At 47.5% G+C, this 23,379-nt stretch carries 16 protein-coding genes; all 16 read left to right on the top strand.

Features of this window, described 5'->3' with window-relative positions; genetic code table 11:
- The first annotated feature begins 61 nt into the window (after positions 1–61).
- The 16 genes from BC643_RS17060 to BC643_RS16985 all read left to right on the top strand — a co-directional run bounded on the left by BC643_RS17060 (position 62) and on the right by BC643_RS16985 (position 23,370).
- On the top strand, positions 62–292 hold the full coding sequence (locus tag BC643_RS17060) for a tautomerase family protein (protein WP_120274479.1): 231 nt from the start codon (positions 62–64) through the stop codon (positions 290–292).
- 284 nt (positions 293–576) lie between these two features.
- On the top strand, positions 577–1,335 hold the full coding sequence (locus tag BC643_RS17055; RefSeq protein ID WP_120274478.1) for a carboxymuconolactone decarboxylase family protein: 759 nt from the start codon (positions 577–579) through the stop codon (positions 1,333–1,335).
- A 24-nt stretch (positions 1,336–1,359) separates the two neighbouring features.
- Positions 1,360–1,791, top strand: coding sequence for a cupin domain-containing protein (locus tag BC643_RS17050; RefSeq protein WP_120274477.1), 432 nt, complete (start codon positions 1,360–1,362; stop codon positions 1,789–1,791).
- A gap of 29 nt (positions 1,792–1,820) precedes the next feature.
- Positions 1,821–2,864: an alpha/beta hydrolase gene (locus BC643_RS17045; protein WP_120274476.1), complete on the top strand. Its 1,044-nt coding sequence runs from the start codon at positions 1,821–1,823 to the stop codon at positions 2,862–2,864.
- Positions 2,865–3,281: 417 nt separating this feature from the next.
- Positions 3,282–4,733, top strand: a complete 1,452-nt coding sequence (locus tag BC643_RS17040; RefSeq protein WP_120274475.1) for an L-fucose/L-arabinose isomerase family protein — start codon at positions 3,282–3,284, stop codon at positions 4,731–4,733.
- 33 nt (positions 4,734–4,766) lie between these two features.
- A complete protein-coding gene (locus tag BC643_RS17035) occupies positions 4,767–7,616 on the top strand; it encodes a glycosyl hydrolase (protein WP_120274474.1) in 2,850 nt (949 codons plus the stop codon).
- A gap of 109 nt (positions 7,617–7,725) precedes the next feature.
- Positions 7,726–11,337 (top strand): CBM96 family carbohydrate-binding protein, encoded by a 3,612-nt coding sequence (locus tag BC643_RS17030; protein ID WP_170154599.1) that lies wholly within the window; start codon positions 7,726–7,728, stop codon positions 11,335–11,337.
- Positions 11,338–11,437: 100 nt separating this feature from the next.
- Positions 11,438–12,676 (top strand): DUF4185 domain-containing protein, encoded by a 1,239-nt coding sequence (locus BC643_RS17025; protein WP_147377254.1) that lies wholly within the window; start codon positions 11,438–11,440, stop codon positions 12,674–12,676.
- Positions 12,666–13,820 carry an aldose epimerase family protein gene (locus BC643_RS17020; protein WP_120274471.1) on the top strand — a complete coding sequence of 385 codons (1,155 nt, stop codon included), beginning with the start codon at positions 12,666–12,668 and terminating at the stop codon, positions 13,818–13,820. Before BC643_RS17025 ends, BC643_RS17020 begins: the two co-directional genes overlap by 11 nt.
- Before the next feature lie 3 nt (positions 13,821–13,823).
- Complete coding sequence (locus BC643_RS17015) at positions 13,824–14,774, top strand: hypothetical protein (RefSeq protein WP_120274470.1); 951 nt, start codon at positions 13,824–13,826, stop codon at positions 14,772–14,774.
- Positions 14,775–14,783: 9 nt separating this feature from the next.
- Positions 14,784–16,130, top strand: coding sequence for a sugar porter family MFS transporter (locus BC643_RS17010; protein WP_120274469.1), 1,347 nt, complete (start codon positions 14,784–14,786; stop codon positions 16,128–16,130).
- Between the two features lie 27 nt (positions 16,131–16,157).
- Positions 16,158–17,348: an alpha-galactosidase gene (locus BC643_RS17005; protein WP_120274468.1), complete on the top strand. Its 1,191-nt coding sequence runs from the start codon at positions 16,158–16,160 to the stop codon at positions 17,346–17,348.
- Positions 17,349–17,490: 142 nt separating this feature from the next.
- Positions 17,491–18,720 (top strand): MFS transporter, encoded by a 1,230-nt coding sequence (locus BC643_RS17000; RefSeq protein ID WP_120274467.1) that lies wholly within the window; start codon positions 17,491–17,493, stop codon positions 18,718–18,720.
- Between the two features lie 71 nt (positions 18,721–18,791).
- A complete protein-coding gene (locus tag BC643_RS16995) occupies positions 18,792–19,391 on the top strand; it encodes an RNA polymerase sigma-70 factor (RefSeq protein WP_120274466.1) in 600 nt (199 codons plus the stop codon).
- 227 nt (positions 19,392–19,618) lie between these two features.
- Positions 19,619–22,270 (top strand): beta-mannosidase, encoded by a 2,652-nt coding sequence (locus BC643_RS16990; RefSeq protein ID WP_120274465.1) that lies wholly within the window; start codon positions 19,619–19,621, stop codon positions 22,268–22,270.
- A gap of 104 nt (positions 22,271–22,374) precedes the next feature.
- Positions 22,375–23,370 carry a FecR family protein gene (locus tag BC643_RS16985; protein WP_120274464.1) on the top strand — a complete coding sequence of 332 codons (996 nt, stop codon included), beginning with the start codon at positions 22,375–22,377 and terminating at the stop codon, positions 23,368–23,370.
- Positions 23,371–23,379: the final 9 nt, after the last annotated feature.

Genomic DNA, 23,379 nt, shown 5'->3' with positions numbered 1-23,379 from the left:
GGAATTGAAATCCCGAAACAGCCTTTCGCAAGTCCGGAGGGCTGTTCTTAACTTATAAAATATGCCACATTTTCAAATAAAGTTGCTCGAAGGAAAAACCGAAGAGCAAAAGCAGAAATTAGCCGAAGAAGTTGTGAAAGCGGCTCAACGCGTGATCGGCTATGGTGACGAATCGTACTCTGTGACCATTGAGGATTTTACCTTCGGAGAATGGAAAAACAAAGTTTATCTCACTGATATTATGGGCCGAAAGGACATTCTTTTCAAGGAGCCGGGTTATTCGCTCGATTAAGAATCAAGCAACCCGGTTACTTTAAATCATGAACGAACCTGTAGGCGATTTCCAATATTATGCAACGAAAAACACAATAAGGTAAAATTGCCCGATTTTCTATCCCGTCCAAATACCTGCTTCGGTAAAAGTGGTAAGTAAATCCGTTATTCTGGTATTCTCCTTAATTGCCTAATACCGAACTTTGTATTGTTGATTTTCACCGGCCGATTGACAACGCCGATTACTGGTTATGCAAGCTATTCTGTGGATGTCAACATCAAAGAATTAAAACGAAAATTGTTATGAATAGGGTAGAATTGAGCGATAGGAAATACGAAGAGTTGTTTGGTAAGCACACTGGTCCGCTTGCGGAAACAGATCCGGATATTCAGGAAATGCTGAACCGCTTTATTTTCGGTGAAGTGTTTTACCAAGGTCGTTTATCCGATAAAATAAGGGAACTGATAACCCTGTTGGTTTTGACCACGAATCAGACCCTGGATCAACTTAAAGCACATGTTTTTGCGGCACTTAATGTTGGTGCTTCGGCAGTCGAAATCAAAGAAACTATTTACCAATGCATCCCATACCTGGGATTTCCGAAAACTTTGAATGCCATTCAACAGGCCAACGAAATTTTTAAGATGCTGGGGATTTCGCTTCCGGTGGAAAGCCAGAAAACGGTAACCGAAGAAACTCGTTTCGACGAGGGGCTAAAAACACAAAAAAGCATCTTTGGCGATGTCATTGATCAAATGCGTCAAACTGCGCCCGAAAATCAGAAACATATTCAGAATTACCTCTCGGCATTTTGTTTCGGTGATATTTACACCCGCGGATGCCTGGATTTGAAAACTCGTGAGCTTTTAACGCTGTGTATTTTAAGTGCCCTGGGCGGTTGCGAAAGTCAGGTTAAGTCGCACGTGGTTGGAAACTTAAAGGTAGGAAACGACAAAAACACCCTGATTGAAGCCGTTACCCAATGTTTGCCCTACATGGGCTTCCCACGCACACTCAATGCATTAAATTGTATCAATGAGGTCGTGCCCGAAAACGAATAACAATAAAAAATAGGAGATAAAACAATGAGTGAGTTTAAACAACCCTTTCCACTGGGAGATAAAAATGAGGCCTACGCCCAGTACTTTATTGGACAAAGTTACCTGGCCGTGTTAACGCTCGAAGGTATTCCTGCCTTCAACGTAACCTTCGAACCCGGATGCCGCAACAATTGGCACATTCACCATGGAGGCGGACAGATTTTGCTGTGTACTGCCGGCACCGGCTGGTACCAGGAAGAAGGAAAACCGGCTCAAGCTCTGAAACCGGGCGATGTCGTCAATATTCCAGCCGGAGTAAATCACTGGCACGGGGCCACGAAGGATAGCTGGTTTGCGCATGTGGCGCTATCGGTTCCTGTGGAAGGTTCAACCAATGAATGGCTGGGGCCGGTTACCGACGAAGAGTACAGTAAGTTAGGACAACAAGTGCAATTCAGCAGCAATCGAAACAATTAGACAAAATTCAGAAACAGAAAACAATTTAAATGAAAACAATTGCATTAATCGCGATGATGTCAATTACCATGTTGACCTCATTGCATGCAAAAGAAGCTAAAGACATGAAACAGACCGAAGAACATTATACATTTGAATTAAGCGATGACGTTACACGCGAAAAAGTACATTTTACAAATCGTTACGGAATTACCCTGACCGGCGATTTATATCTTCCCAAGAACCGGGGAATCGCAAAATTGCCCGCATTGGCAATTAGCGGCCCCTACGGAGCGGTCAAAGAACAATCATCCGGGTTGTATGCCAACCAGTTTGCTCTACGCGGTTTTGCGGTTGTGGCATTCGACCCATCATTTACAGGGGAGAGCGGTGGCGAACCTCGCAATGTCGCTTCTCCGGATATCAACACCGAAGATTTCAGTGCGGCTATAGATTTTCTGGGAACACAGGAAATTGTAGATCGTGAGAAAATTGGAATCATGGGCATCTGTGGATTCGGCGGTATGGGACTAAATGCTGCTGCGGCGGACAAACGCGTAAAAGCGGTTGCTGTAGCCAGCATGTACGACATGTCTCGCGTAACAGCGAAAGGGTATTTTGATTCAATGACAGCAGAGCAACGTTCAGAAATGCTGGAACAATTGGGCCAACAACGGTGGAAAGATGCTGAAAACGGAAAACCAGCTTACGGCCAGGCTGGGCTGCCTGAGCCGGAGCAATTAACAGGTAACGAGCCGGAGTTTGTCCAAGGTTACGTGAACTATTACAAAACGGAAAGAGGTTTCCACCCTCGTTCGATCAATTCCAACGGATCATGGACCGCAACCAATCCGTTGTCATTCATGAATATGCCCTTGCTGACCTATATCCATGAAATTTCACCTCGACCAATCTTGATCATTGCCGGTGAAAACGCGCACTCCCGCTACTTTAGCGAAGATGCCTATCCCGCAGCGAACGAGCCCAAAGAATTGATGATTATTCCCGGTGCTGTGCACACCGATTTGTATGACAAAATAGATGTGATCCCCTTCGAAAAACTGGAATCCTTCTTTAAAGTGAACTTGAAGTAATTCAAAATATCATTTGCAGTTGGAAAGGCGCTCCGTATTGACGGAGCGCCTTTCGTTTTTGCAAAAATAATCTGAACGGACATAGCGGGTTAAGACCGAATAAAGATAAATTTAGCAAGTAATTAGCTTGTGAGTGTTGTGGTTTTTAGAGATGTAAGGTGTAGATAGAAAAGCAATTAGAAGACTTTTCGGGATATTAATTAGGATCGTCTTCCTCCTTGGATTTCAGCTTTGCAGAAATGGTTTATTTGTTAATTTGGGGTGATATACTCCGTAATGTTGTTTTATCGTATCGATTGTAAGTGAAGCCCCGGATTTCTTCCCTTTTTTTTATGATTGCGTAAAATTCGGATTTACATGTAGGGTGCTCAATGGGCAAGTTGTTTTTAGTATGTATTAAACCTGAATACTATACTAATGCAAGAAAAGTTAAGAAAAGGCAAATGCAGAATTGGAGTATTTTGCGTTGGCTATGATCGTTATTGGCCTCAGTTCGACGGATTGCTGGAAGACATGCTGGCGAAACATGAGCAATTCAAATCGAAAATTTCGGATTCGGATACGGAAATCATTGACTTTGGAATGATTGACAACCCCGAAACGGCCTACCGTAAAGTGAAAGATTTGCAGGGCGCCGGGCTGGATTTGATTTTCTGTAACATGGTTACCTATGCGACTTCGGGTACCTTCGGAATCATCATTAAAACCTTGAACATCCCGATTATATTGGTTGCGCTTCAGCCGCTAAAAGCGATGGACTATTCCAAAGCATCGACTTATATGCAGCTCATGAACGACGACATATGCGCCATGCCTGAGTTTGGCGCGGTGGCTGTACGGATGGGAAAAAAAGTGCCGGACGTGATTATTGGTTGTTTGAAGGACGACCCGGAAGCCGATGCGCAGATTCTCGAATATGTGGCAATTGCCAAAGTGCTTCATACCCTAAAAAATGCACAGCTGGGGCACCTGGGACACCCGCTAAATGCCATGCTCGATATGCACACCGATGCCACCATGTTGACCGCCAAGTTTGGTAGCCATGTGGTAGAGTGTGAAGCCAATGAGCTGTTTAGCTGTTTTCAGAAGGTTACGGATGATGAGGTGAAAGAGGAAGAAGCCCGGATTCTGGATTTCTTTGATACGCCCGACCCGGTTTCGGACCCTATTTCAACCAAGTTAAAACCCGAAGATTTGTCCATTGCGGCTAAAGTGAGCTTGGCGCTGAAAAAGTTTGTGGAAGAGACAAAACTCGACGGCCTGGCCTACTATTATGATGGCCCGGAAGGAAGCGAACTGCGGAAAGTGATGACGAACCTGATTGTCGGTAATTCGCTGCTAACGGCCAGCGGTTTCCCCATGTGTGGTGAATCGGACTTAAAAACCCTGGTTGCTTTGATGATCATGGATCGCCTGGGATTGGGTGGAAGTTTTGCTGAACTGCACCCGATCGATTTCAACGACGGATTTGTGCTGGTTGGTCACGATGGCCCGCACAATGTGGCGATTGCCGACGGAAAGCCCGTACTACGGAGCCTAGACCGGTACCACGGAAAGCCGGGCAGTGGCGCCGGTGTGGAGTTTAAAATCAAGGAAGGGCCAATTACCATGCTGTCGATCAATTCGACATACGAAGGAAGCTTCAAATTCATTATTGCGGAGGGCGAGTCGGTGAAAGGGCCCATCCCGCCAACCGGAAACACCAATACCCGCGGCTACTTTAAACCCGATATTAAAACATTCCTTACCCGTTGGATGAGTGAAGGGCCAACCCACCATTTTGCACTTTGCATTGGCCATCACGCCAAAACCATTCAAAAAATCGCGAATTACCTGAACCTGGAGTCGGTGCTCATTTCGCAAGACTAAACCTTGGAATGCTACCTGTAAAAATCTAATCTCATGAGAAGTCTGTTTTCGGTTTTATTTTGCGCCCTTTTTTTGAGTTTGCCGGGAAGTGTGGCGGCCCAGTCCGATCCCTATTCTGCCTTGGCCGATGGCTTTAAGAACCCACCAGTCCAGGCGCGCCCCAAAGTGTATTGGTGGTGGCTGAATGGGCAGGTGGACAACCGCCGGCTGATTGAAGAAATCGGTGAAATGAAAAAAGCCGGTATTGCCGGTTTTGACATTTTCGAAATTGGTGTCCCTCCGTCGGATACCATGGTTGCTGCCGGACCTGCTTTTTTCAGCGACGAATCGCTTCATTCCATCCAGATTGCAATAGAAGAAGCCGGTCGCCAGCAGATGGAAGTGGGGCTGAATATGGCCAGCAGCTGGAATGCCGGTGGGAGCTGGGTGAACAGCCGGTACGCGGCAAAATCCATTTATCGCACCGAAGTACGCTTATCTGCTTCCAACGAAGCGTCAACGGGCGTAAAACTTCCCTTTCCGGAAATTCCAAAACGAGATTCCAAAGGGAGTTTGAAGCTGATCAAATACGGAGCCGATGGTAAACCGGAATATTACAGCGAAGTGGCTGTGGTAGCCTATCCCGATCGGAAAACGGGAGCGATTCGTCCGGAGGAGGTGATTGATGTGACCGCTTTTTTTAATGCGGAATCCGAAATGCTGAATTGGGCAAAACCGAAAGGCGATTGGGTCGTGCAACGATTTGTGTGCTCTGTTTCGGGCGAACAGTTGAAAATGCCGAGTCAGAATTCGAAAGGCCCCATCATTGACCACTTTGATGCGGAGGCGACCGATTTTCATTTCAACTACATGCTGGGGCGGCTGGAACAGGTTTTAGGGAACCTGCAACAATCGGCACTGAAAAGCCTGTACCTGGCGAGCTATGAGGCTACCGGAAATGTGTGGACACCCAGTTTGCCAGCCAAATTTACGGAAGTGAACGACTACGAGCTTACCAGTTACTTGCCGGCACTTTTTGATGCAAATCTCTTCGACGATCAGCAAACACAACAGTTCCTCGCTGATTTCAAGCGAACCTTATCGGAATTGATGATTAGCAATTTTTACCGGGAGGCAAAGAAAATAGCCAACGCGCATGGCCTGGAAATTAATTCGGAAGCCGGCGGGCCGGGATTGCCTTTGCACAATGTGCCGGTTGATCCGCTGAAAGCCCTGGGCGCACTCGATCGGCCGCGCGGCGAATTCTGGATTAACCACAATCGTCTGAATGCCGACGGAATTGATATTCTACGGGTAGTGAAGGAGGTTTCTGCCGCCTCACACATCTACGGGCGCCCGGTTGTTGAAGAGGAAGCATTCACTACTTTTCAACATTGGCAGGAAGCGCCTGCAGACATGAAACCGCTGGCCGATCAGGCATTTTGCGAAGGAATGAATCGGGTGGTTGTTCACGGGTTCACTCATAATCCGGAAGGCTCTGGACTCCCCGGAATTGTATATCATGCCGGAACGCATTACAACGATAAACGCGTTTGGTGGCCCATGGTGCGCCCGTTCAATGACTACTTGGCTCGCTTGTCGTACCTGTTTCAGCAAACGGAGTTTTGCGCAGATGTGCTGTATTATTACGGTGACGAGATCCCCAATTATGGCGGCCATAAAAACAGTCGGTTTACGGCTGGTGCCGGCTACGACTATGAAATCGTCAACACCGATGTTTTGCTGCAAGCGACAACGGAGAAGGGGGAAATTCTGCTCCCGACCGGTTCTAAATTTAAGTTGCTGGTATTGCAGGACAGCCCTTCAATGAACCCGCAAGTGCTGCAAAAACTATCCGATTTGGTGGATAAAGGGGCTGTGGTACTTGGTGAAAAACCGATGGCCATTGCTAATTTGAAGGGCAAAAGTCCAACAAAATCGGACTATCAATTACGCGATAAACTTTGGGATCAATCGCGCAAACCTTCTGTTTTGGAACGCAGCAGCCGAGCAGATTTGACTGACATTTACGCCTCGATCGGCTTGGCGCCGGATTTTAGCTATGCCGGACAAAGTATGGGTGAGCTCGACTTCATTCATTACCAAAAGGGCGATCTGGCCTTTTACTTCATTCGCAATACGAGCAATCAGTGGGTTTCCAAGCGGTGTAGTTTTCGGAACGGAACGGGAACTCCCGAGCTTTGGAATCCTTTGAACGGTGAAATTGAGCCGGTGACCGACTACCTTGTTGAGGCTGGCAAAACTACTGTGCCAATTGATCTGGCTCCTTTTGCCTCCAGCCTGGTGGTATTCAAACCGGGGAACGGAGCAAAGAGTTCGGATGCTAAAATACTAAGTTCCAATCATTCGGAAAACATAAGAAGGATCGAAATTGAAGGTGCCTGGCAGCTGTTCCTGACCGATACTTGTGAGGGGACGGACTGGATTGTGTGGCCGAAATTGAAAAGCTGGACCAGCTCTGATGTGGACAGCATTAAATACTATTCGGGCATTGCGACCTACCGGAAAGTCTTTCAACATGATATCAACTCCATCAATATTGCTGATGGGAAAATATACCTCGACCTCGGTAAAGTGGAAAAAATTGCTGATGTATGGCTCAACGGTGTGCACCTGGGGATTTCGTGGACCGCGCCGTATCAATTCGATATTTCGGAAGTGCTAAAAGCCGGAGACAACGAGTTGATTGTGAAAGTGGCCAATACCTGGTCGAACCGCCTGACGGGAGATGCCTTAAGCGGGCGCCAAACGACCAGCACCAACATTGAAGCCACGCACGTGAAGGGCTTAAACAAAATTTACATCCCGTGGGCCGAGGTGCCGCTTCTGGACTCGGGGCTGACCAGCCCGGTTTCACTTCTTTTTAAAGAGCAAATTGAATAAGTGATCATGAGGTGCTTTCAATGCGCGTTTTAGGGTGTTTTTGCACGCTGAAACCAGCCATTGTATTGCCTATACTTTCCAAAATTAACCAAAACTAAAATCTATGCTTATGAAAGAAAATCGACTTTTTAGGGGGAGACAAGTGATGTTCAAGCTTTTCCTCCTTTGTATTTCGCTTACCGGTTTTTTAGCGGCAAACGGAGCAACAAAAGTTGTTTATACGTTGGCCGATTCCTTTGTTCGGGGAAGTAGTTTTGCAGGTACCAACTACGGTACAGCGACCGAATTGGCGGTTAAGTACAACACTTCAACTTACATCCATCGCGAGACCTACCTGAAATTCGACTTAAGCGATTACACGACCGACTATGCCTATGCAACTTTGCGATTGTATGTGACGGTTGCCAGTTTGAGCGACGACAACATTCTTTACCGCGTTGATGACGATAGCTGGACCGAGGATGGACTGAATTATTACAACCGTCCGGCAGTGGCCGAAATGATTAGCCAGTATGCCGTTGACGCGGCCAATAGCTACATTGATATTGACCTTTCCGAGATTGTAGCGAATGAAACGGATGGCATTTTATCGCTGAAAATAATTGGGGTGAATGCGTCCGGTTACTATGCCTATTCGAGTAAAGAAGGTGTTATCCCACCAAGCCTGATTTTTTCGGACAGCCCCGATGGAGGATCGGGCAACGATGGGCAGGACGCCTATTACTGCGACCCGGTAAACGGTAGTATGACCAACCCCGGAACCAGCGATAGCCCCTGGGCTTCGTTGGAAGATGTGTTTAAATCGGGAAAGGCCTTCGACGCCAATGATGTGATTTATTTGCTGAACGGTCACCATGGATCGCCCGTCATTACCGGCTTGAATCAGGACACCGTTTTTATTACTTCGCTGGAAGGGCAGCAACCCAGCTTAAAGAATATTTCTTTTGTATCTGCCAGTAACTGGAAAGTGTCGAATCTGACCGTCAGCCCGGAAACAGCGCCGGAATATTCGAAAGAAAAATTGATCAATCTCGATGAGAATTCACAGCACAATACCATTGAAAACTGCCTTTTGTATTCGGCATCGGAGCCCTGGGCGACAGCCGAAGACTGGTTGGCAAATTACTGTGTTGGCGTGTATTGCTACGGCGATTACAACACCATCCGGAATTGTGAACTGAAAAATGTCGATTTCGGATTTTACCTGTACACCGGAGCCGATAATAACACCATTGAGTACAACACCATTGAGAATATTGGTGGAGACGGGATCCAGGCTCGGGGCAGTTACAACGTGTTCCAGTACAACACCATCAAAAACTGCTATAAGGTTGATGATAATCACGACGACGGAATTCAGGTGTACACCATTGGTGATGACGGAAATGTGGGAACCGGTAATTCGGTTGGTGTTGTGATTCGCGGAAATACGATTATCAGCACCACCGACCCGAATCAGAATTTGCAGGGCGATTTCCAGGGAATCGGTTGTTTCGACGGCTTGTTTACCGATTGGGTGGTCGAAAACAATGTGGTTATTTCCGATACCTATCACGGTATTTCGCTCTATGGCGCGATCAATTGTACGGTGGTAAACAACACGGTGATCGATCCGAATACCGTTTCACCCGGTCCTACCTGGATTCAGGTTACTGCCCACAAAGACGGGACTGCCGCCAGTGGCAATTTGATCGCCAATAACCTTTGTACCGCTTTGTCGCTGGATGCCAATGTTGGGACGGTGGCGAATAACCTGGTGATTGCTAACAGCGATTTTTCAAATTATTTTGAAGACACAGAGAATTTTGATTTGCACCTGAAGCCCGGTAATGTGGCCATTGACAACGGGAGCGACGCGGAGGAGATTCCGGAATATGACCTGGAAGGCAATGAGCGCCCGCACGGAAACGGATACGATATTGGTGCTTATGAATTTATGGGAGACAATGTTCCGGTATCAGGGATTGGCCTGACGCCTGAAGAGGTCACCATTGATATTGAAGAGAGCTTTCAACTAAGCGCGGGAATAGTTCCGGAAGATGCCTCAAATCAGCTGGTGAACTGGCTATCGGGCGATACCACGGTTGTTTATGTAGATGATTCCGGTTTGGTTTTGGGGCTTACCGGAGGTTCTGCATACATCAGGGCCACCACCAAAGACGGCGGTTATACGGATTCCTGCCTGGTCATCGTGAATCAGCCAAACGGCGATTACAACCTGGCGCTGATGAAACCGATTACAGCCACTGCTGAAGATCTGCCAGCCAATCCGGCGGTGAATCTGGTCAATGCAAACACGGCAGATGACTCGCGTTGGTCGGCCTCGGGCTACCCGCAATCGGTGGAAATTGACTTGGGCGCAGAATACCTTATTTCGAGCTTCGAGCTTTATACTTATCGCGGACGGGCGTACCAGTACCTGATCGAAACCAAAACCGCGGATGGTGAGTGGGAGCAACGGATTGACCGCTCGGCCAATACGGAGAGTACGCAACCCATAGCCGATGCAGACTCGGTTCAGGCACGCTATGTTCGCCTCACTTGCTCCGGCGCTTCGGGCTACTACGGTTCGTGGATTAGCTTGAATGAATTGCGCGTACTCGGGCATCCGGTTCCTGCTTCGGCTATTGAATTGTCGACAGAAACGCTGGAGTTGGAAGAGTACGAAACCGACAGCTTAAGCGCGGTTGTGTTGCCTGACAATGCGACTTTCCAGTCGGTCATCTGGACTTCAGAAAATGATGAAATAGCCACGATTAATGCCGATGGAATTGTGATGGGCATCGCCGCAGGCAACACCCGTATTTTTGCCACTTCGAAGGACGGGCAGATGACAGCAATTTGCAATGTAGCGGTGAATAAAATTTACCGGGAATACTTAATCGATGAGAATTTTACAGCCGATATCGGGGACTTCACTCTGGTTTCGGGTGGAGAATGGAACTTCGTAGATGGCGAGTTTGTGCTGACGGCTCCCGGAAACAACAGTGCCGGATTACTGGGGAACCTGGCGATTCACAATACGGTAATCGAAGGTGATTTTGAATTGAGTACACTGCTGAAAATTACCGGTACCTCCAGTGCGTGGAATGACGCGGCAGTGGTTTTCAATTACCAGGATGAACAGAATTTCTACTACATCGCACTGAATGAAAGTAACGACGGAAATACCATGGGTATTTTTAAAGTGGTCGATAATGTTCCCACGGAACTTTACGATCTGGCCTTGTCGGTTGAGGCAGATACATGGTACGAACTGAAAGTGATTCGAATCGGAAGTTCGATTACTGTTTTTCTGGAGGACGAGCAAATCGCCTTCTTAAACGACGACAGCTTTCAAGGCGGGCAAGTGGGCTATGGAAGTAAAAATGATGGAGCAAGCTTCGACGATTTACTCGTAGCGGCCCGCTCGCTAAATTCTTTGTCGCCGGCAACGCCTCACATTAAAATTGATGCGCCCTCACCAACCATGAAAATTTACCCCAACCCCTGTTCCGAGCCGAATATCACTCTGGAAGTTAGCAAGGGAGATCCGGATTCGGATGCGATTATCCGCATATACGATTATTCCGGCCGGGTGCTCGTGGTAGAAAGCTTTCAACTGGAGTACAACGGTTCGATGCTCGTTACGCTGAATGTGGAATCGTTAGATCCTGGTTTCTATATTTTTGTGCTCTACAACGGTCCGTATGTCGACCAGAAAAAATTAGTGATCCAATAGCATTTTCAAAAAAAATCAACTTTCACCATAGGGTAGCGATGCCCTATGGTGTTTTTAGACAAAGCCTGACGAAATGGGGCGAAATAAAATCTAAACTGATATGATGAAGAGAAAGATAATGGCGGTGTTGGTGATCCTGGTTCATGCCTATGCTTGTACAAATACCGAAAAAATACCCGTGGATGTGGCCTTCAAACTGGAGAGTTTAACCCGGCCGGAAGGACGAGGCGATAACTGGTGTATTACCTGGGCTGCCGACGACAGTCAGATTACTTCGATGGATGATGGCAACTGGTTGCAGGACGAGCGAAAAAGTTACCACAACAACCTGTATCGAATTCGTGGCGGCAAAGACGATTTTAGCCGGGATGCCATCCCTGGATATCCCAAGTTCAGCGAGGAAGGCGAAGGCTGGTTTGGATATGGCGTGTGTGCTGTCGATGGAACTTTATATTCCGCGGTTTCCCGGACGCCACGCGAGCGCTGGGGAATTCCCTTTAAAGGATTCAAGTTGCTGAAATCCGAAGACAATGGCCAAAGCTGGTACCGCATCAACAAGGCGGGTGAAGCCCGTAAAGTTGATCCCTGGGACGAGGATGCCAAAGAGGCAGATTCGGCCGAGGATATGTTCTTTCTGGAAGAATATGGCGATACGGTCAACGGTCGTTTTGTGCACCCCTTTACTTTCTGCTCGTTTGCCCAGCAAGGTAAAAACCACAGTGCTTCTACCGATGGCTACATCTACATCTACGGGCCGGGGCTGCGGTCGCATCAATTGCTGATGGCCCGGGTAAAAAGTAATGACATTGACAGCCGGTCAAACTGGGAGTTTTTTGCCGGTTGGAACGGAGACGAAGCCCAATGGACCGGCGAGTTTGAAAAGGCTAAACCAGCTTTTGAGTTTCCTGAAAAGAACGATGCCGGGGAATATTTTGGTTGGTACAGTTGGCTTCCATCGGTGGTATGGAACGAAGGACTGGGCTTGTACATCATGGTAAATGGCGGAACCTACGCCGGAACCGGCTATGCGCCCAATAAAGAAGATTACTTCAAAAGCCCGATGCACTCGAAGTCAGGCAGTTTAGGTTTTTGGTACGCCAAAACGCCTTACGGTCCGTGGACTCAATTTTACTACAACGATTCATGGACTGCCGACGATCCCAATAATTTGACTTATCAACCCAAACTGTCTCCGAAATGGATTAGCAAGGATGGCACGCACATGGTGCTGATTTGGTCTGATGCCATGCGCAACGAAGAAGGCAAAATGCATGAGATGAATTACCGGTGGAACCAGATGGATATAGAAATAAAGCTGGCGGGAGAGCATGAAAATTAATGAGCTAATACTACTGCTTGGCCTGGTCATTCTGTTTTCTGCAGCAATGACCGTGTCAACAAAAAACGATAAGCAAAGTATGTTGGTGAAAACAAAAGACTTTGGCACAACGGGTGATGGTCTAAAAGTACAGGCATTTGTACTGAAAAACTCACAAGGAGTCGAGATCGAAATTATTGAATTTGGCGCAATCGTCCGAAGAATTGTTGCACCCGACCAAAATGGGAAAATGCACGACATCGCTTTGGGTTATGATGATCTGGCGGCTTATGAGAAGGATCCGTATTACTTCGGCGCAACCATTGGCCGCGTTGCCAATCGCATCGGAACGGCGGCGGTTACGATCAACGATTCCGTTTACAATCTGGCGAAAAATACCTTGCCCGACTTTGGGCCAAACCATCTGCATGGAGGACTGAAAGGATTCAACAAAGTCGTTTGGTCCGGTAAAAGCTTTGAAGAGGATGATTTGGTGGGCGTGAAGTTGACTTATTTGAGTGCGGACGGGGAAGAAGGCTATCCCGGCAATCTGAGTTGTGAAGTCGTTTACACGCTAAATGAAGCGAATGAGCTGGGAATTCAATACCGGGCAACGTCCGACAAAGTAACGATTGTCAACTTTACACATCACAGTTATTTTAACCTCGCCGGCGCCGGAAACGCAACGGTCCTGGATCAATTGGTACAGATCAACGCTGAAAAATATACGCCAGCTGATGAAGAACTCATTCCCACGGGAGAAATTAAGCAGCTTGACGGAAGTGCGGTCGATTTCAGGAAACAACGATCCATCGGCTCCCGACTTGCCGAAATGGCGTCAGCAAAATATACAGGCTACGATCTCAATTACGTATTGCCTTCGTCGGGGAAAGGGCAGTTGGTGTTGGCTGCAACAGCGCTGGACCCCGTGAGCGGTCTTGGGCTGGAAGTCTGGACGACACAGCCCTGCGTGCATTTTTATACCGGTAATTTTTTAGATGATGTTGCCGGAAAGGAGGATAAAATCTACACGAAATACGGGGCATTCTGTTTTGAACCCCAGGGATATCCCGATGCTCCGAACAAAGCCAATTTTCAGTCGATAGAACTGAAGCCCGGACAAACCTACAAGCAACGAATTGTATACAAACTTCTTACAAACTAAACGATGCCGATAACTGACTTAGAAATAAAACTAAACCTACCTGCCGGAAGTGCGCTGCCGGAGCAGGAATACCGAAATTTTCTGGCGGAGTCGTTCATGCTGATGAATGAATTTCCGCAGTATATGTGTGGGGGAGAGGGAATGGAGACGATCGAGCTGGCGCACCTGATTCCGTCTGTGTCAGAAACAATTCTGGCCATTTATATCGGGATTAACGATGCGGTGTGTAACAAAGGGCTGGTCACGCCTTTTTTACCGCGGCATGCGCATAACAATGTGTTCGTTTTTGATCCAATCGTTTATTCGGGGGGCCACGATGTGCCAATGGGAACCATTGATGCAAGTTCGGTGATCAATGGATTTCTTCCACCCAACGCAAGTTGGAGCAAGGACTGGACCTATGTGATGATTTCGGGTCCTGCGCGAACCCCGGATAGCCTCTGGCTTGAACGCGGCTACATTGATATGATTCCAGCTAAGTTTGAAGATTTTACCATGCTTACCGACTCGAAGCACAGCCGGGTATGCACCTATATCGATCCGGAGGCTTTCAACCATCCGGTGAATCAGCAACGAAGCTATTTAAAAGATGCCCGGATCAGAGGCGAACGAATGGCCGATGAGTTTTATATTCCTGAAGCGCTGACAGGAGAAAACAAAGGTTTGGTGCCGGTAATTTTGGAGCGTGGCGAGAAGTTGTACGTGGCTCGTCCCGACTTTCTGCCATGCGACCATTGTTGGACCAATATCCATCCGGGCAATAAACAGTGGGCTGTGGTTAACGAAAATTCCGCTGTACCCTTAGACCTGATTACACGAAAACCGCCTGTACCTGCCGAGTATCGCAAGATACTTACACCCCCGGCAGGAAGTGCGGATTCCACTACCGATTGGTTTTTTCGCGCCGGATCAATCTATCGAAACCCCGTCAAACCCGGGCACATCCAGGGATAAAATTAGCCTATGAAACGCACCTTAATTTATTCGGCTGTAGTGGCAGCCCTGGGAGGCCTATTGTTTGGTTTCGACACGGCAGTGATCTCCGGAACTACCGGCTGGCTCGAGTTGGTTTTTCAACTGACGCCCGCACAACTGGGCTTTACAGTCGCGAGCGCCTTAATCGGAACTATCATCGGAGCTTTGTTTGTCGGAAAACCGACCGATCGCTACGGCCGGCGCTTTATGCTTTTTATTTTGGCGCTGCTGTATTTTATATCAGCGCTGGGATCGTCGCTGGCCTGGGATTGGTACAGCTTCCTGTTGTTCCGACTCATTGGAGGGCTGGGCGTTGGCGGAGCCTCGGTGGTCTCGCCCATGTACATTGCCGAAATTTCGCCTGCGCAATACCGCGGGCGGATGGTGGCTGTGGCACAGCTGAATATTGTATTTGGCATGTTGCTGGCCTATTTCTCGAATTACCTGATTGTGACGCTGGACATTGGGCCAGCTGAGTGGCGCTGGATGTTCGGTGTGGAAGCAATCCCGGCAGCGTTGTTCTTCATTTTTTTGTTTACCACACCGCGAAGCCCTCGCTGGCTTGTTGCCCGTGGTTTGGAAGGGGAAGCCCGACAGGTGATTGAAATGTGTGGCTCCGATTCCGGCAGTGTTTCCAACGAAATAGCAATTATAAAGTGCTCACTGCATCTGGAAAACCAGCAGCAAACAGAGCCTTTCTTTACCCGCAAATATCGCTTTCCCATCTACCTGGCCGTCATGCTTGCCTTGTTCAACCAGTTGTCGGGCATTAATGCGGTGCTGTACTATGCGCCGGTCATTTTCGATATGGCTGGATTTGAGAAGAGTTCAGCCTTGCTGAATACCATCGGGGTGGGAAGCGTGTTTCTGATTTTTACGCTGGCAGCCATGGCTGTTATTGACCGCATAGGACGAAAAAAACTGATGATTTATGGTTCCATCGGGTACATCCTCAGCTTAAGTGCGACAGCCTGGGCTTTTTTTAGTTTCGATACGGACATCAGCAATTTGGGGAAATGGGTCGTATTGGGAGGATTGTTCCTGTTTATCGCGTCTCACGCATTTGGTCAGGGATCGGTGATTTGGGTTTACCTCAGCGAGATCTTTCCAAATCGCGTGAGAGCACGCGGTCAGGCGCTGGGCACCACAACACATTGGATTGCCGCTGCATTTATCTCCTGGACCTTTCCGTTGATCGCCGATTTCTCCGGTGGCTACGCTTTTACATTTTATGCAATCTGCATGGTTGGGCAGTTGCTGTGGGTGATTTTTTCAATGAAAGAGACCAAAGGAATTTCGCTGGAAGAGATTCAGCATGAGATGGGAATACAATAAGAATGTTAAAAATTTAAAGGATAGAATATGAAAAAAATAGTCGTATTGATTTTGGCCCTGGTACTCGGTGCAAATCTTTATGCGCAGAAGTTTGAAGGTTTGGCGCTGACCCCGCCCATGGGCTGGAACAGTTGGAATTATTTCCGGGATAAGATTAATGAAGATGTTATCAAACAAATTGCCGATGCCATGGTAGCCACCGGGCTTTCAGATGCAGGCTATGAGTATATCAATCTCGACGATTGCTGGCAGATTGGCCGCGATGAAAAAGGCTACATCGTTGTGGACTCCATAAATTTTCCTTCAGGCATGAAGGCCCTGGCGGACTACGTGCATTCGCGCGGGCTGAAATTTGGCCTTTATTCCTGTGCCGGCGAAATGACCTGTATGAAGCGCCCGGGTGGTCGAGGTTACGAATTTCAGGATGCCTGGACCTATGCGCAATGGGGAGTGGACTACCTGAAATATGATTTCTGCTTTCATGGGACACAGGATTCGCGCGCATCCTACAAAACAATGCGCGATGCCCTTTACCGTGCCGGTCGGCCCATCGTGTTCAGTATTTGTGAATGGGGTTCCACCGAGCCCTGGCTGTGGGCCGGAGAAATGGGTCACCTTTACCGCACGACCATCGATATTATGGATTGCGCCGATTGCCGTTTATCAACCGGAGCACGCGGATGGATGAACATCCTGGAAGAACAGGTGCCCATCTGGACCTACAATGGACCGGGACACTGGAATGATCCGGACATGCTGGAAGTGGGCAACGGCGGCTTAAGCATGCTGGAGAATAAATCGCATTTTACTATGTGGTGTATGCTTTCAGCCCCGCTGATCCTTGGAAATGACCTGCGTGCTATGGAAACCGATATTTTGAAGATTCTGGAAAATGAGGATCTGATTGCCATTGATCAGGATCCCATGGGAAAATCGGCTTTCCGTTACATCAAAGATGAAGACATTGATATTTGGTGCAAGCAGCTCACCGGAAACCGATGGGCGGTAGCTATTCTGAACCGAAGCGAATACGAAAGGCCTTACAAGTGCGAATGGAACATACGGGCCATGACGCGCTACTTTGAAGATTGGGAGAACAAAGGCGATTATAAAATATGGAACGTGTGGGATAAAAAGAAAATGGGAACAACAGCCGACGATTTGGAAGGCACCCTCAGTGGACGAGATGTGTTGCTGCTCGTGTTGGAGAGTAATTGATTCGTAAATAGTTTGTTGGTTAGAAGCTCCGCGATTCTGCGGGCTTCTTTTTCTTACACCAGCTTTTGTCAGGCTAATGCCTGAATTGCCTTTTTAGGCTGTTCCCGCGTTTTCAAACCAGTCACTCGTCAAAAAACGAACTATGAAAAAAATTACCTATTGGTTACCCTGGATCATTGTCGTCATGGCCTTTTTCGCAACGGCCCTGAGCTTTCTGGATCGCCAGGTTTTGTCGGTCTCGATTATCCGGATCAAAGAAGATTTTCACATTTCCGATGTGGAATATGGATTTATTAATACCGGTTTTTTAATCAGTTATGCGATCATGTTCACGGTTGGCGGTGTGTTGATCGATCGTTATGGCAGTCGCAAAGGCCTGGGGATATCGGTAGGTATTTGGTCGCTGGCAACTATGTTGCACGGTTGGGCCAACAGTGCTTTCCATTTTGGTGTTTTTCGCTTCATTTTAGGTTTGGGTGAAGGGGGTGCTTTCCCCGGTGCCATCAAAGCGGTGGTCGAGTGGATTCCGAAAGACAAGCAGGCACTGGCCAACGGAATTGCAATTGGCGGTTCGGCCGTCGGTGCTGTTGTTGCTCCGCCTTTGTGTGTCTATCTGATCGATGTCATCGGCTGGCGGGGAGTGTTTATTACAACCAGTGTGATTGGTTTTATTTGGGTGGCAGTTTGGTTTTTACTTCCGAAGAAGGAAAAACGGGCAGAGGTACCTGCTCCGAGTGAAGAAACAAAAACGGAATTCTGGAAGAATTTCTCCCAGATCCTTAAAATTAAGGAAGTTTGGGTGTTCATTTTGATCCGTTTTCTGCTAGACCCAATCTTTTACTTTTACATGTTTTGGATTCCCAAATACCTGAACGAAGCCCGAGGAATCAGCTTATACGAGATTGGAAATTTATTTTGGATTCCGTTTCTGGCCCTTGGGATTTCGAATATGCTCGGAGGCTACATTGCCGATTTTGTACTTCGAAAAACGGGGAGCCTGAACAAGTCCCGCAAAAGCATCATGGGAGTAGCAGCCCTGTTGACGCTGCCCGCGATGTTCGTGCAACTATTGCCTTCAGCCACATGGGTGATAGCCACCATGGCGCTTGTGTTTTTTGCACACGGCTTATGGATTACGAATTACATCACTGCCATTAGCGACTTGTTCGGGAAAAATTTTACCTCCACCGTTATTGGATTTTCGGGCTCGGCCGGAGCCATTTCCTCCCTGGTCATTAATCCGCTCATCGGACTGGTCATTGCCTCTTTTTCCTACGATCCGATGTGGATTTATGCCGGCTGCATGTATCCGGCAGCGTTTATCATATTTTTGGTCTTTGTCCCGAAAATAAAGAGGTTACAGCAGTTTTGAGGGTGAAATAATTACCGCTACAGCATCTTTTGCGTAGTTGATTTTATAGATTTGTAGAATAACGCTGGTTTATGGTCTACTTGAATTCAGAAGTGCATAATAAAAAGAAGTTTGAGGATCTGTATAACAGGTACTTCCATTTCTTTTATCAGGTTGCCATGCAGTTTTTGAACCGCGATGATGAAGCCAAAGGGGTGGTGCAGGAGTCCTTTATAAAGATGTGGGAAAAAGAAATTTACACCCAAACCGAGCAATCGGTTAAAAATTACCTCTTTATTTTGGTGCGCAACGGCTGTCTGAATATTTTACGCCAGCGCAAACGCCGGATGCAGGAAATTGACGAAAGTGAATTGCTGCAGACCTCTGTGAGCTTACACCTGCTGGAAGAAACTTCCGAAGAAATATTGCTTTACAAAGAGCTTTCCGACCGAATTGCGTCGATGATTAACAAGCTCACGCCGCAATGCCGGGAGGTGTTTAAATTGAGCCGATTCAACAATTACACTAACAAAGATATTGCTGAAGAATTGGGAATTAGTGTGAAAGCTGTGGAGGCCAACATGACCCGTGCCTTGAAACAACTACGGCAGGATTTGAAACTTTACCTCGATCAGGAGGATGCATCTAAATTCTCACCGGGAATGCGTTCGGCGCTACTCTCTCTTTTTTAAAATTCTCATCTCATCTGTATAGGGTTTGCCCGCGCCACCGTGTTTTTTTTACGAATGCACTTATCGCGTCATTGAAATCGCTACCCGAAAATTTGCGGTCTTTTGGAAGTATCCTGCGTCAAAGTTGAATGGTTTCCGACAAGCTTTCGGGCAAATCTTTGGACTCAGTCGATCCGTGTTTAAGTGCATTTTCCCTTTAAAACGCATTCTAAATTAATTGCTTAAACATGAGAAATAGAATTTTAGTGGTGATCAGTTTGTTTATGCTGGTTTCGTTGAATGGCTGGTCACAATCCAGTTGGAAAAAAAAGAAAATATCCTTGCAAACCGGGAGTGGCCTGGCCGAATGGAAATTTATCGGACTAGACCCGCAAACTGAAAATGTGAAAATCCCCGATTTGGATGCCGATGGATGGCGAAACATAACAGTACCGGGTGATGTCAATGTGGAGTTGATGAAGCAAGAGGTTATTCCGGATATGCATTTCGATACCCTGGCCCGGGAAGCGTATTGGATCAGCTCCAAAGAATGGTGGTATACAGTTGCGTTTGATGCCGATTTTGTCGACGGAAGAGCGACAAAACTGGTGTTGGACTTTGTGGATGGAAGCTCTGAAATTTGGTTGAACGGACAGAAACTCGGGGCGATGGAAAACTCGTTTTACCCCCATCGGTTTTCGGTGGAGCAGCTCCTGAAGAAAAAAGATAACCGCTTGTTCATTCGCTTTCTGTCGATTGATCAACTGCTCGGCGGGCCACGAACCGACGAACTGCTGGGCTGGAAGGAACGGCGGTCCTTTTTGCGAAAGCCGCAATATAATTTCGGTTGGGACTGGACGCTTCCGGTTCCCGGCATTGGCTTGGCAGGCGATGTGTACATTGAAAATGGGAATGAGTTTGTGCTCGATGAGTTGGGGATTCAAACCTTCATCGACGGCCGGGTGGACTTCAATTTTGAAGTGTCGAAACCTGCGAAAGAAGTAGGATACAAAATTAGTTTGCAGGTGGAAGGTTTCGGAACACAATTCAATGACACCATCGACCGGACCCTCAATAAATCCTACACATCGTACACCAGCGTTTCCATTACTGATCCCCAGTTGTGGTGGCCCAATGGCTATGGCGATGCCAATTTGTACGACTATGAAATCAAGTTGCTGGTTGACGGCGTGGCCGTGGACAGTAAGAAAGGAAAGTTCGGGATTCGCGAAACGGAAACCCGGGAAACACCCTTTACGCCCAGTGCTGGCAGTGGCTATGCCTTTGAGCTTTTGGTGAACAATGAACCGGTATTTTGCAAAGGAACCAATTGGATTCCTCTTGAAATCTGGCCGGGAGCGATTCCGGTGGAGAAATATCGTTTCTATTTGGAGAAAGCAAAAGAAGCCAACTTCAATATGATACGTGTTTGGGGCGGCGGTATTTACGAAAAAGATCTCTTCTACGAAATTTGCGATGAACTGGGGCTGATGGTTTGGCAGGATTTCATGTTTGCCAGCTCCGGCTATCCGGTGCACCACTTGATGGATGAAATCATCACCGAAGCGAACTACCAGTTGTTCCGGTTGCGAAACCATCCGTCTATCGTTATTTGGTGTGGCGGAAATGAAGATTACCAGTCGTGGCGGCACGCCAAAGACTACAAGGCGGCAGACGATGCAGACAGTGATCCGTTCTACGTAAACCGTTTGGAGGACGATCCGATTTTGTACACCATGCTGCTTCGGGGAGTGGTCGATCGGTTTGGGCAGAGCGTCCCTTATGTCGAGTCCAGTCCCATGTCGCGCGAGGATTCCGGCAACCGTCCCAACTCTGGGAACTCGCACATCAGCTCCTGGAAAACGGCCTTATTCTGGTGTGATGGCCATCCATCGCAATGGCGTAAACATTTCGAGCGGGTTTGCTCGTTCGACTCAGAATTTTGTGTGCAAGGGCCAGCCAAATTAAATACCATGCAATCTTTCCTGAGTGAAGAAAATTACTGGCCACCCAATGAAGCCTGGATTTACCACATTCAGCGCGGACATGGTAACCGGCCGCATTACCAGCAGACCCTGTTTATTGCCGGCGATATCATGGGCGAAATTCATTCGTTGGAAGAATACGTGAAACACGGGCAGGCAACGCATCTGGAGATGACCCGTAGCGAATACGAAAGTGCCCGCTACGACCGGCCCAACAATGGGGGAACCATGAGCTGGATGTACAACGATTGCTGGCCTACGGCGAACTGGTCAATCATTGATTACTATTGTCAGCCCAAGCCGGCCTATTATGCGGCAAAGCGCGCCTGCGAACCGGTTTTACCCATCATTTTCGAGCGCGATAGCATTATTCGTTTTGCTGTGGCCAATGAAACCCTGGAAGATCACAAGTTTGAGTTAACTTATGGGCTGGAAACGTTGGCAGGTGAGATTGTTTGGGAGGAATCGCAAACCGTGGATGTGCCCCGTAATTCGACTTCAGAATATTTCAGAATGAATCATAGTGATTTGAGTGGCGACAAAAACAGCTTTTTATTTGTTCGCGCCAATTGTGACGGCAAGGCTTTGAATACGGTCAGCTATTTTGCCGATGGCTGGAAAGACATTCCCTGGGAACAGCCGAAGTTGAAGCTTGAAATGCTTAGTCAGCAGGAAGTAGATGGCCAATGGGAGACAGTTGTTCAGGTTTCGGCCGATACTTTTGCCCGCTTGGTATACCTGTTCGAAAAAGACAAGCTTGAATTGAAAGCAGGAATGCCATTACCCGCAAGCTGGTTTATGGATAATTATTTCGATTTACCCGCTGGTGAAACCCGGGAGGTAGTCATTCAGTCGGATAAAAAAAATCGCTTAAAAGATCTGGCTGTCGGGAGTTGGATGGGAGATTGGGAATAAAAGCTGTCCCGATTGTCAACGAAGCTCATTTTTTTCGAAAAAAGTCGGAATTCGATATAGGGTTGGTGGAGTGAATATTGTTTTTAGCGTATAACACACAGTGTATGGAATGGATTGACAAATTAGTACTAAAGTTTCTAACGCATGAAAGCTCGAAAGATGAGCTCGAAAAAGTTAGTGCGTTAGTCAAAAACAAAGAAGATAGGAAAGAATTATTGGCCTATCAGAAACTTTGGATTTGGTCAGGACAGCTGAATTGGAGAAAGCCGGAGGTTGATTTCGATGAAACCTGGAAAAAGATTGAAGGCCGACAAACGAATTCAGGCCTTGGTCGCATGAGAGTATTGCGCATTGCAGGCATCGCCGCTTCAGTCCTGATCCTTTTAAACATCGGATGGTGGACTTCCTTTTACTTCAACGGAAATGGCGCCCAGGATCAATCCTTCGAGTATGTTGTCAATTCCAATACAAATAACAACACTGTGCTGCATTTGCCGGATAGCACCCTTGTCTATCTGCGTCCCGGATCTGAACTGAAATACGACAGCGAATTCAATAGCAGGCAACGAATTGTTAGTTTGGAAGGAGAAGCCTTTTTTGAGGTTACGAAGAATGCCGCCAAGCCATTTGTGGTTAAAACCGAAAAAGCGGAGGTCACCGTGCTGGGAACCAAGTTTAACGTGTTTGCCGAGAAAGGCGCTTCCACTTACCAAAGCACCTTGGTTGAAGGAAAGGTGATGTTCCGGGCATCCAGTGGCAAGCGATACATTCTGCACCCGGACCAAATGCTGGAGTACAAGGTGAATTCTGATTCCGTAAACATTGTTCGGGTGAATACGCAACTGTACACAAGTTGGAAAGATGGAAAAATCATGTTTCGGGATGAGACGCTGGCCGAGATCACCAGCAAGTTGGAGCGCATTTACCACGTGAAATTTGTGATTAACAACAAGGATCTGGCTGAAAAGTATCGTTTCTCAGGAACCTTTAACCGTGAGACTTCAGTGGCTGAAGTGATAACCATGCTGAAAAAATCGATTCCAATGAAAGCTACCCGGGTCGAACAATTCCCGGAGCCTGATATCATATACCTGGAATGAAAAAAAAAG

Source organism: Mangrovibacterium diazotrophicum (assembly GCF_003610535.1).
In the GTDB taxonomy this organism is placed as follows: domain Bacteria; phylum Bacteroidota; class Bacteroidia; order Bacteroidales; family Prolixibacteraceae; genus Mangrovibacterium; species Mangrovibacterium diazotrophicum.
This window is presented reverse-complemented; position numbering and strand designations above follow the sequence as displayed.

Excerpts from the sequence above, each read along its gene's own strand:
- BC643_RS17060 (WP_120274479.1), top strand. The coding sequence starts at position 62 with ATGCCACATTTTCAAATAAAGTTGCTCGAAGGAAAAACCGAAGAGCAA.
- BC643_RS17055 (WP_120274478.1), top strand. The coding sequence starts at position 577 with ATGAATAGGGTAGAATTGAGCGATAGGAAATACGAAGAGTTGTTTGGT.
- BC643_RS17050 (WP_120274477.1), top strand. The coding sequence starts at position 1,360 with ATGAGTGAGTTTAAACAACCCTTTCCACTGGGAGATAAAAATGAGGCC.
- BC643_RS17045 (WP_120274476.1), top strand. The coding sequence starts at position 1,821 with ATGAAAACAATTGCATTAATCGCGATGATGTCAATTACCATGTTGACC.
- BC643_RS17040 (WP_120274475.1), top strand. The coding sequence starts at position 3,282 with ATGCAAGAAAAGTTAAGAAAAGGCAAATGCAGAATTGGAGTATTTTGC.
- BC643_RS17035 (WP_120274474.1), top strand. The coding sequence starts at position 4,767 with ATGAGAAGTCTGTTTTCGGTTTTATTTTGCGCCCTTTTTTTGAGTTTG.
- BC643_RS17030 (WP_170154599.1), top strand. The coding sequence starts at position 7,726 with ATGAAAGAAAATCGACTTTTTAGGGGGAGACAAGTGATGTTCAAGCTT.
- BC643_RS17025 (WP_147377254.1), top strand. The coding sequence starts at position 11,438 with ATGATGAAGAGAAAGATAATGGCGGTGTTGGTGATCCTGGTTCATGCC.
- BC643_RS17020 (WP_120274471.1), top strand. The coding sequence starts at position 12,666 with ATGAAAATTAATGAGCTAATACTACTGCTTGGCCTGGTCATTCTGTTT.
- BC643_RS17015 (WP_120274470.1), top strand. The coding sequence starts at position 13,824 with ATGCCGATAACTGACTTAGAAATAAAACTAAACCTACCTGCCGGAAGT.
- BC643_RS17010 (WP_120274469.1), top strand. The coding sequence starts at position 14,784 with ATGAAACGCACCTTAATTTATTCGGCTGTAGTGGCAGCCCTGGGAGGC.
- BC643_RS17005 (WP_120274468.1), top strand. The coding sequence starts at position 16,158 with ATGAAAAAAATAGTCGTATTGATTTTGGCCCTGGTACTCGGTGCAAAT.
- BC643_RS17000 (WP_120274467.1), top strand. The coding sequence starts at position 17,491 with ATGAAAAAAATTACCTATTGGTTACCCTGGATCATTGTCGTCATGGCC.
- BC643_RS16995 (WP_120274466.1), top strand. The coding sequence starts at position 18,792 with ATGGTCTACTTGAATTCAGAAGTGCATAATAAAAAGAAGTTTGAGGAT.
- BC643_RS16990 (WP_120274465.1), top strand. The coding sequence starts at position 19,619 with ATGAGAAATAGAATTTTAGTGGTGATCAGTTTGTTTATGCTGGTTTCG.
- BC643_RS16985 (WP_120274464.1), top strand. The coding sequence starts at position 22,375 with ATGGAATGGATTGACAAATTAGTACTAAAGTTTCTAACGCATGAAAGC.